Genomic DNA, 8,835 nt, shown 5'->3' with positions numbered 1-8,835 from the left:
GGCCGCGGCCTTCGCGATCCTGCTCGTCGGCCAGCAGTCCACCGGAGGGTCCAACGGCCTCAACCGTTTCCGCACCTTCTTCGGCTACGACCTGTCCGATCCGGTCAACAAGCGGATGCTGTTCTTCATCGTCGCCGCCATCGCGCTGCTCGTCGTCGCCGCGACCCGCCAGCTCATGCAGTCCCGCTACGGCGAACTGCTCGTCGCGGTCCGCGACCAGGAGGAGCGGGTCCGCTTCCTGGGCTACGACCCCGCGCTGATCAAGGTGGCCGCCTACACCGTCGCGGCCTTCTTCGCCGGCATCGCCGGGGCGATGTTCGTGCCCATCGTCGGCATCATCTCCCCCGCCGACGTCGGCATCGTCCCGTCCATCGCGTTCCTCATCGGTGTCGCCATCGGCGGACGCACCACCCTGCTCGGCCCGGTTCTCGGCGCGGTGGGTGTGGCGTGGGCGCAGACCACCCTGTCGGAGAACTTTCCGTCGGCCTGGACCTACGCGCAGGGCCTGCTGTTCATCGTCGTCGTCGGCTTCTTCCCCGCCGGCCTCGCCGGAGTCATCACCTTGCTCCGCCGGCGCCGCCGCACCACCCCGACCGAACCCACACCCCCGGCCGAACCCGAGCCCGCCGACCTTCCCGAGATGGAGCCCGTGCGATGAGCAAACCCGTCTACGGCGGCAACGCCGGAATGAGCAGCGACTACCTCGAGATCCGCGACCTGCGTGTCACCTTCGACGGCTTCACCGCCGTCGACGGCGTCGACCTCACCCTCCTCCAAGGCGACCTGCGGTTCCTCATCGGCCCCAACGGCGCCGGCAAGACGACCCTCGTCGACGCCGTCACCGGCCTGGTCCCGGCGACAGGCTCGATCACCAAGTCGGGCGTCGAACTGCTCGGCAAGAAGACCCACAAGATCGCGCGCCTCGGTGTCGGCCGCACCTTCCAGACCGCCTCGGTCTTCGAGGAACTGTCGGTCCTGCAGAACCTCGACATCGCCGCCGGCGCGGGCCGCTCCCCGTGGCAGTTGCTGCGCCGCCGCAAGAACATGCTGCCCGAGATCGAGGAAGCGCTCGAGACGATCGGCCTGACCGCCCACCGCGACACCCCCGCGGGCATCCTCGCCCACGGGCAGAAGCAGTGGCTCGAGATCGGCATGCTGCTCGTGCAGAACGCCGACGTGCTGCTCCTCGACGAACCCGTCGCCGGCATGAGCCACGACGAACGCGAGGAGACCGGGCAGCTGCTGCGCCGCATCGGCGCCCAGCGCACGGTGGTCGTCGTCGAGCACGACATGGACTTCATGCGCGCCTTCGCCACCTCTGTCACCGTCCTCGCCCGCGGCAAGGTCATCGCCGACGGCACCGTCGACCAGGTCCAGAACGACCCGCAGGTCCAGCAGGTCTACCTCGGGACCGCCACCGCTCCCCAGGAGGCATGATGCTCGAACTCGTCGACGTCCACGCCGGTTACGGTCGCACCGAGATCCTGCACGGCATCTCCCTGACCGTCCCGACCGGCAAGACCGTCGCGGTCATGGGCCACAACGGTGCCGGCAAGACCACGCTGCTGCGCGCCGCCGTCGGCCTGCTGCCGGTGACGAAGGGGAAGATCCTCTTCGACGGTGAGGACATCACATCGCTGCGACCGTCCGCGCGGGTCGCCCGCGGTCTGGCCTACGTCCCGCAGGGGCAGCAGTCCTTCGGTCAGCTCACCTGCCGTGAGAATCTGCAGGTCGTCGCCGACACGCGCCGCAACGGCCGGCAGTTGGTCGCCGACATGCTCGACCTGTTCCCCGCCCTGGTCCCGCTCCTCGATCGGCGGGCGGGTCTGCTCTCCGGTGGTCAGCGCCAGCAGCTCGCCATCGCCCGCGCGCTGATCACCGAGCCGCGCATGCTCATCCTCGACGAGCCCACCGAGGGCATCCAGCCGTCGGTGGTCGCCGAGATCGAGAACACCATCGTCGAACTCGGCCGTAGCGGCGACCTCGGGGTGCTGCTCGTCGAACAGCACATCGGTTTCGCCCTCGACAACGCCCTGCACTACTACGTCCTCGAATCCGGGCGCATCACCTCGACGGGTGACGGTGGTGTCGACGCCACCTCCACCGTCCGTGCGGCGATGGCGATCTGATGGCCGCCGACACACGGCGCGAGCGGGTCTACAAGGCCCTGCGCGATCGTCTGATGTCCGGGACCCCCTCCCCCGACGAACGACTCAGTGAAGAACGCCTCGCCGAGCAGTACGGGGTGTCGCGCACGCCGGTGCGCGAGGCCCTCGCCCGACTGGTCTCCGACGGGCTCGTCGAACGCCGCGACCAGGGGCTGTACCCCTACCGTCCGCGCTTCGACGACCTCGCCGACCTGTACGAACTGCGGACCACCCTGGAGCTGCGCGGGATCCGCCGCGCACTCGACGGCGAGTCGGTGCGGCACGATCCCGACGTCCTCGGTCCCGAGCTCGACCGCTGGTACGAGATCCGCGAGGATCCGCCCGAGCCCGACGCCGGCTTCGTCACGCTCGACGAGCGCTTCCACATGACGTTGCTCGCCGCCTCCGGCAACCGTGCCCTGTGCGACGCGCTGGCCTCGGTGAACGCCAAGGTGCGCCCGGTGCGGATGTTCGACTATCTGACCCCCGACCGCATCGTCGCGACCGTCGACGAGCACATCGAGGTCGCCGAGCTGGTTCTCGCCGACAAGCTCGACGACGCCCACGACCTGCTGCTCGCCCACATCGACACCTCGCGATCGGTGGTCGTGCGCCGGGCCGAGGAGGCACGCGCCTTCGCGCGGATGGCCCGGGCCGTCCGAGACTGACACTTCCGGTCGTGTCACGTGACCGGACGGGTCCGGTGCGGCACACTGGCGCTCATGACACCCCGCATCCCGCCCGGACGTTTCAAGGAACTCGGCCCGATCAACTGGGTGACATGGAAGGCCCTGTCCGCCGCCGGCGGCACCTCGGACGCCCACCTGTTCAGCACCCTCGGCCGCACCGGACGACTGTTCCGCGGGTGGTTGCACTACGCCGGCATGCTCATGCCGTTCGGCCGTCTCGGCCGGTTCGAATCGGAGATGGTCATCCTGCGCGTCGCGCATCTGCGCGAGTGCGGTTACGAATTCGACCACCACACACGCCTGGGTCGCCGTGCCGGCATCACCGACGAGGTGCGTGAGCGTATCGTCGCCGGACCCGACGCTCCCGGCTGGCAGGCAAGGCACTGCGCTCTTCTCGTCGCTGTCGACGAACTCATGGCGACGAAGAATCTGTCCGACGAGACGTGGGCGTCGCTCGCGCAGTTCTACGACGACCGCAGGCTCATCGAGTTCTGTCTGCTGGTCACGCAGTACGACGCCCTTGCCACGACCATCGGTGTGCTGCGGATCGAACGCGACTTCTGATCCGTCCGCACCGGCCGGCATCGGTTCGGCGGCGCGATCCCTAACAAGGCTGTTACACAACGTCACAGCAGCGTCATTGCTGGTCCATAGCGTATACAGCCATGTCCACAAAGACGTATACAGAAGCGTCGGTCCCCTCGATCTTCGCCTTCGACACCCTGCTGGTCGCCAACCGCGGCGAGATCGCGTGCCGCATCATGCGGTCCGCGCACAAGCTGGGTCTGAAGACTGTTGCGGTCTACTCGGACGCCGACGCAGCGGCCGCACATGTCGAACTCGCCGACATCGCGGTCCGGCTCGGCCCGGCTCCCGCAGCCGAGTCCTACCTGCGGGCCGATCTCGTCGTCGAGGCGGCCCTGGCCACCGGTGCGGGAGCGATCCACCCCGGCTACGGGTTCCTCTCGGAGAACGCCGAATTCGCCGCTGCCTGCGAAGCGGCGGGAATCGCCTTCGTCGGGCCGACCCCCGACCAACTGCGCGTCTTCGGCGACAAACACACCGCCCGTGAGGCCGCCCGCGCGGTCGGCGCGCCCCTCGTCCCCGGTAGCGGCCTGCTCGATTCGCTCGACGACGCGCTCGCCGCGGCCGAGAACATCGGATATCCCGTCATGCTCAAGGCCGTCGGCGGAGGTGGCGGTATCGGGATGCAGTCCTGCCACAGCGCCGGCGACCTGCGTGAGGCGTACGAACGCGTCATCCGGCTCGCCACGGCGAACTTCTCGTCCTCCGGTGTCTTCCTCGAACGGTTCGTCCCCCGCGCCCGGCACGTGGAGGTGCAGGTCTTCGGCGACGGACACGGCCGGACGATCAGCCTCGGCACCCGCGACTGCTCGTTGCAGCGCCGGAACCAGAAGGTCGTCGAGGAGGCACCCGCACCGAACCTCCCCGACCACATCGTCGAGCAGATGCTCTCGTGCTCACGCGCTCTCGCGTCGTCGGTGTGGTACCGATCGGCGGGCACGGTCGAGTTCGTCTACGACGTCGACCGCGGCGAGGTGTCCTTCCTCGAGATGAACACCCGACTGCAGGTCGAGCATCCGGTCACCGAGGAGGTCACAGGCGTCGACCTCGTCGAGTGGATGCTGCGTCTCGCGCGCGGCGACGACAGCATGCTCGACGGTCTGCCCGATTCCGGGCCCGAAATCACCGGGCACGCCGTGGAAGCACGCGTGTACGCGGAGGATCCGGGCCGCGACCACCGGCCGAGCGCGGGTCTGCTCACCCACGTCGAGTTCCCCGCCCACACACGTATCGAGACGTGGGTGGACACGGGTACCGAGGTCGGCACCTTCTACGACCCGATGCTCGCGAAGGTGATCGTGCGCGGCGAGTCGCGGCGCACAGCATTCTCCGGGTTGGCGGAGGCACTCGACGACACCCGGATCCACGGCGTGCAGACGAACCTGTCGCAGTTGCGCAGGATCTGCTCCGGGGCAACGGTTCTCGACGCGGAGCATGTCACCACGACGCTGGCGGACATCCACCCCGCCGGATGTCGCATCGACGTGCTGCGCGCCGGCACGATGACGACCGTCCAGGACTTCCCGGGACGGATCGGACTGTGGGAGGTCGGGATTCCGCCGTCCGGTCCGATGGACGATCTCTCCTTCCGCGCCGCGAACGTCGCCGTCGGCAATCCCGAGGGCGCACCCGGTCTCGAATGCACCCTGCTCGGCCCGCGCCTCGAGTTCTCCGATCCGACGATCGTGTGTGTCACGGGCGCCCCCGCCGAGGTCACCGTCGACGGTGTGCCGGTGCCGATGTGGGAGCCCGTCGAGATCCCGGCCGGTTCCGTTCTCGAGGTCGGCGCCCCCGTCGACGCCGGCCTGCGCACCTACGTCGCGGTCCGCGGCGGACTCGACGTGCCGCTCTACCAGGGCAGCGCATCGACGTTCACGCTCGGCGGCTTCGGTGGCCCGACCGGCAGGGCGCTCGCGACGGGCGACGTGCTCGGTCTCGCGTCCGGCGAGACACTCACCGATCCGGCGCCGGTCCCCACCGGGATCCGCCCCATCCTCGGGCACACCTGGCATCTCGCGGTGACCGAGGGCCCGCAGCCGGCCCCCGCCTACTTCACCGCCGACGACCTGCAGCAGTTCTACGACGCGACGTGGACGGTGCAGACGCACGCCAACCGCACCGGCATCCGGCTCGACGGCCCGAAGCCCACCTGGTCGCGCACCGACGGCGGCGACGCCGGCCTGCATCCGTCGAACCTGCACGACAATCCGTACAGCGTCGGTTCACTCAACGTCTCCGGCGACACCCCGATCCTGCTCGGCCCGGACGGTCCGAGCCTCGGCGGTTTCGCGTGCCCGCTCACGGTGGTCTCCGGTCATCGCTGGAAACTCGGCCAGATCCGCCCCGGCGACTCGCTGCGGTTCGTGCCGGTCACCGACGAGGGTGCCGTCGAGCTGCGCAGCAGTGCGGCCCGCGGCGCCGACCTCCCGCCGGTCGCCCGGCAGAGCGCACCCGACGGTGGGCGTCTCGGTCGCATCGAGCCGTTCCTGGACCACCCCGAGGTCGTGTATCTGCGCGGCGGTGACGACAACATCCTCGTCGAGTACGGCGAGATGGTGCTCGATCTCGGACTGCGCATGCGGGTGCATGCACTGTCGGAGGCACTGGCCGGCACGCGCCTGCCCGGGATCGTCGACGTCACGCCCGGTGTGCGCTCGCTGCACATCCACTTCGATCCCGACGTGCTGCCGCAGTACCGCCTGCTCGGGGTGCTGCAGGATCTCGAGACGGAACTGCCCGCGACGCGCGATCTGGTGGTGCCGAGCCGCACCGTCCGCCTGCCACTGTCGTTCGACGACCCGTCCATCGCCGAGGCCATCTCGCGCTACCGCAGCGGGGTGCGCGACGAGGCGCCCTGGCTGCCGTCGAACACCGAATTCATCCGGCGCATCAACGGTCTCGACTCGATCGAGCAGGTCCGCGACACCGTCTTCGACGCCGAATATCTCGTCCTCGGTCTCGGTGACGTCTATCTCGGTGCGCCCCTGGCCGTTCCGCTCGATCCGCGGCACCGGCTGGTCACGACGAAGTACAACCCGGCCCGCACGTGGACGCCGTCCGACGCAGTGGGCATCGGCGGCAAGTACCTGTGCGTCTACGGCATGGAATCGCCCGGCGGATACCAGCTGGTCGGACGGACGATCCCCATCTGGTCGGGCTACCGGCAGACGGGGCCGTTCGAGGAGGACAAGCCGTGGCTGTTCCGGTTCTTCGACCGCATCGTCTGGGAGCCGGTGACGCCCGAGCAGTTGCTCGAACACCGGGGCGCGGCGAAGGCGGGCCGGTTCGACGCCGACATCTCCGACGGCACCTTCGCTCTCGACGACCACCTGCGTTTCCTCGAGGACAACGCCGACTCCATCGACGCCTTCCACGCCGCACAGTCCCGCGCGTTCGACGCGGAGAAGCGGGCGTGGCGTGATGCCGGAGAGTTCGACCGCGTCGACAGCGAACCGATCGAGATATCCGCCGTCGGTGATCCCCTCGACGGGATGCCGACCGGTGCCGTCGTCGTCGAGGCACCGATGGTCGGCAACGTCTGGCGCGTGGAGGTCGCCGAGGGCGACACCGTCACTGCCGGGGACACTGCGGTGATCCTCGAGGCGATGAAGCTCGAGATGCCCGTGCCGTCGGAGACCACCGGCACGGTCCTGAAAGTTCTCGTGAGCCCGGGCACGAAGGTTGCACCCGGGACCCCCCTTCTCGTGATCGGAGCAGTCTGATGAGCATCGGCAGTACCCTCGACAACCCGGGTGCCGGATTCGCGGCGCCCGCCCCCTCGGTGAGGGTGTCCGCCACCGATCGCGTTCGTGCCGCACTGGGCCGCATCGACGAGGTGGATCGACCCGAGGTGTGGATCACGCTGCGCAGCGCCGACGATCTTCTCGCCGACGCCGCCGAAGTGGACGCACGAGTCGCCGCCGGTGAGTCGCTTCCCCTCGCCGGTCTGGTCGTGGCGGTCAAGGACAACGTGGACGTCGCGGGAATCCCGACCACTGCGGCATGTCCCGAGTTCGCGTACGTCCCGGAGGAAACCGCTTCGGGTGTCGAGCGTCTGGTCGCCGCCGGCGCCGTCGTGCTGGGCAAGACCAATCTCGACCAGTTCGCCACCGGTCTCGTCGGCACCCGCAGCCCGTACGGGGCGGTGCGGTGTGCGTGGGATCCCGAGAAGGTCTCGGGCGGTTCGAGTTCCGGTTCGGCGGCCGCGGTCGCGCTCGGCATCGCCGACATCGGGCTGGGCACCGACACGGCCGGTTCGGGACGGGTACCCGCCGCGCTGCACGGAATCGTCGGCATCAAGGCCACTCTCGGCGTGATCCCGGCGCACGGTGTGGTCCCGGCCTGCGTCGACTACGACTGCCTCACGGTCTTCGCGACGTCGCTCGACCTGGCGGCGACCACGGTCCGGATCATGGCCGGACCCGAACCCCGCGACCCGCGCAGCAGGACCTGGCCCGCGGACGTGCGACTCGCCGCGCCGAACACCCTGCGCGTCGCCGTGCCGCGCGCCGAGGACCTCGAGGCGCTGTGCGAGGAGTACCGCGACGCCTTCACCCGCACGGTGGCCGCGGCGCGCGAGTCCGGCATCGAGATCGCGGAGGTGGACGTCTCACCGCTGCTCGACGCTGCCCTGCTCCTGTACGACGGTGCCGTCGTGGCCCAGCGCTACGCGGCTGTGGGCGAGTTCCTGTCGACGTCCCCGGAGGGCGCCGATCCCACCGTCGCCGCGATCGTCGCCGGGGCGAAGAAGCCCGCCGCCTACGAACTCGTCGAGGACCTCGACACGCTCACCCACGTGAAGGCGTTCGCGTGTGAACTGCTCGCCGCATTCGACGGGTTGCTGCTCCCGACGACGACGGAACACCCGACGATTGCTGCGGTGCAGGCAGATCCGATCGCGATCAATCGGCGCATGGGCACCTACACCAACTTCTGCAACCTGCTGGACATGGCGGCGGTGGCGGTGCCCGGTGCGCCGACGCCGGCCGGTGAGCCGTTCGGGGTCATGGTCGTGGTCCCGGCCTTCGGCGACCAGGTGGCCGTGGACGTCGCGGCCGCGCTGAACGGTGTGGACGCACCGTGCGTGGTCGAGTCCGGCGTCGAACTCGCGGTCTTCGGAGCGCACCTGCGCGGTCAGCCGCTGCACTTCCAGCTCGAGGAACTCGGGGCGCGCTTCGTCGAGGAGGTGTACACCTCCGACGCGTACCGCCTCGCCGCGTTGAACACGACGCCGCCGAAGCCGGGCCTGGTGCGTCACGCACCGCGCGAGGGCGCCGCCATCGTCGGTGAACTGTTCCGGTTGTCGGAGGCCGGACTGGGTCGGTTCCTCGCCGCGCTGCCCGCCCCGATGACGTTGACGAGTGTCGAACTGGCGGACGGACGGTGGGTCGTCGGCTTCGGCTGCACGCAGGACG

At 69.5% G+C, this 8,835-nt stretch carries 7 protein-coding genes; all 7 read left to right on the top strand.

Translation table 11 applies throughout. The annotated features are described in order from the left end of the window. On the top strand, nucleotides 1–658 hold a 658-nt coding region (locus ACLBYD_RS21700; protein ID WP_447818058.1), incomplete at its 5' end, for a branched-chain amino acid ABC transporter permease. Next, complete coding sequence (gene urtD, locus ACLBYD_RS21695; protein ID WP_447818057.1) at nucleotides 655–1,437, top strand: urea ABC transporter ATP-binding protein UrtD; 783 nt, start codon at nucleotides 655–657, stop codon at nucleotides 1,435–1,437. The genes ACLBYD_RS21700 and urtD, both read left to right, overlap by 4 nt. After that, nucleotides 1,437–2,129, top strand: a complete 693-nt coding sequence (gene urtE / locus ACLBYD_RS21690; protein ID WP_447818061.1) for an urea ABC transporter ATP-binding subunit UrtE — start codon at nucleotides 1,437–1,439, stop codon at nucleotides 2,127–2,129. Before urtD ends, urtE begins: the two co-directional genes overlap by 1 nt. Beyond that, nucleotides 2,129–2,815 (top strand): GntR family transcriptional regulator, encoded by a 687-nt coding sequence (locus tag ACLBYD_RS21685; protein ID WP_231413313.1) that lies wholly within the window; start codon nucleotides 2,129–2,131, stop codon nucleotides 2,813–2,815. The genes urtE and ACLBYD_RS21685 overlap by 1 nt, the downstream gene beginning before the upstream one ends. A 54-nt stretch (nucleotides 2,816–2,869) precedes the next feature. Beyond that, nucleotides 2,870–3,400 carry a carboxymuconolactone decarboxylase family protein gene (locus tag ACLBYD_RS21680; RefSeq protein ID WP_447818056.1) on the top strand — a complete coding sequence of 177 codons (531 nt, stop codon included), beginning with the start codon at nucleotides 2,870–2,872 and terminating at the stop codon, nucleotides 3,398–3,400. A 101-nt stretch (nucleotides 3,401–3,501) separates the two neighbouring features. Further along, nucleotides 3,502–7,143, top strand: coding sequence for an urea carboxylase (gene uca / locus ACLBYD_RS21675; RefSeq protein WP_447818055.1), 3,642 nt, complete (start codon nucleotides 3,502–3,504; stop codon nucleotides 7,141–7,143). Continuing rightward, the coding region (atzF, locus tag ACLBYD_RS21670; RefSeq protein WP_447818054.1) for an allophanate hydrolase at nucleotides 7,143–8,835 on the top strand (1,693 nt) is incomplete at its 3' end. The genes uca and atzF, both read left to right, overlap by 1 nt.

The organism is Rhodococcus sp. C26F, assembly GCF_053345925.1.
This window is presented reverse-complemented; position numbering and strand designations above follow the sequence as displayed.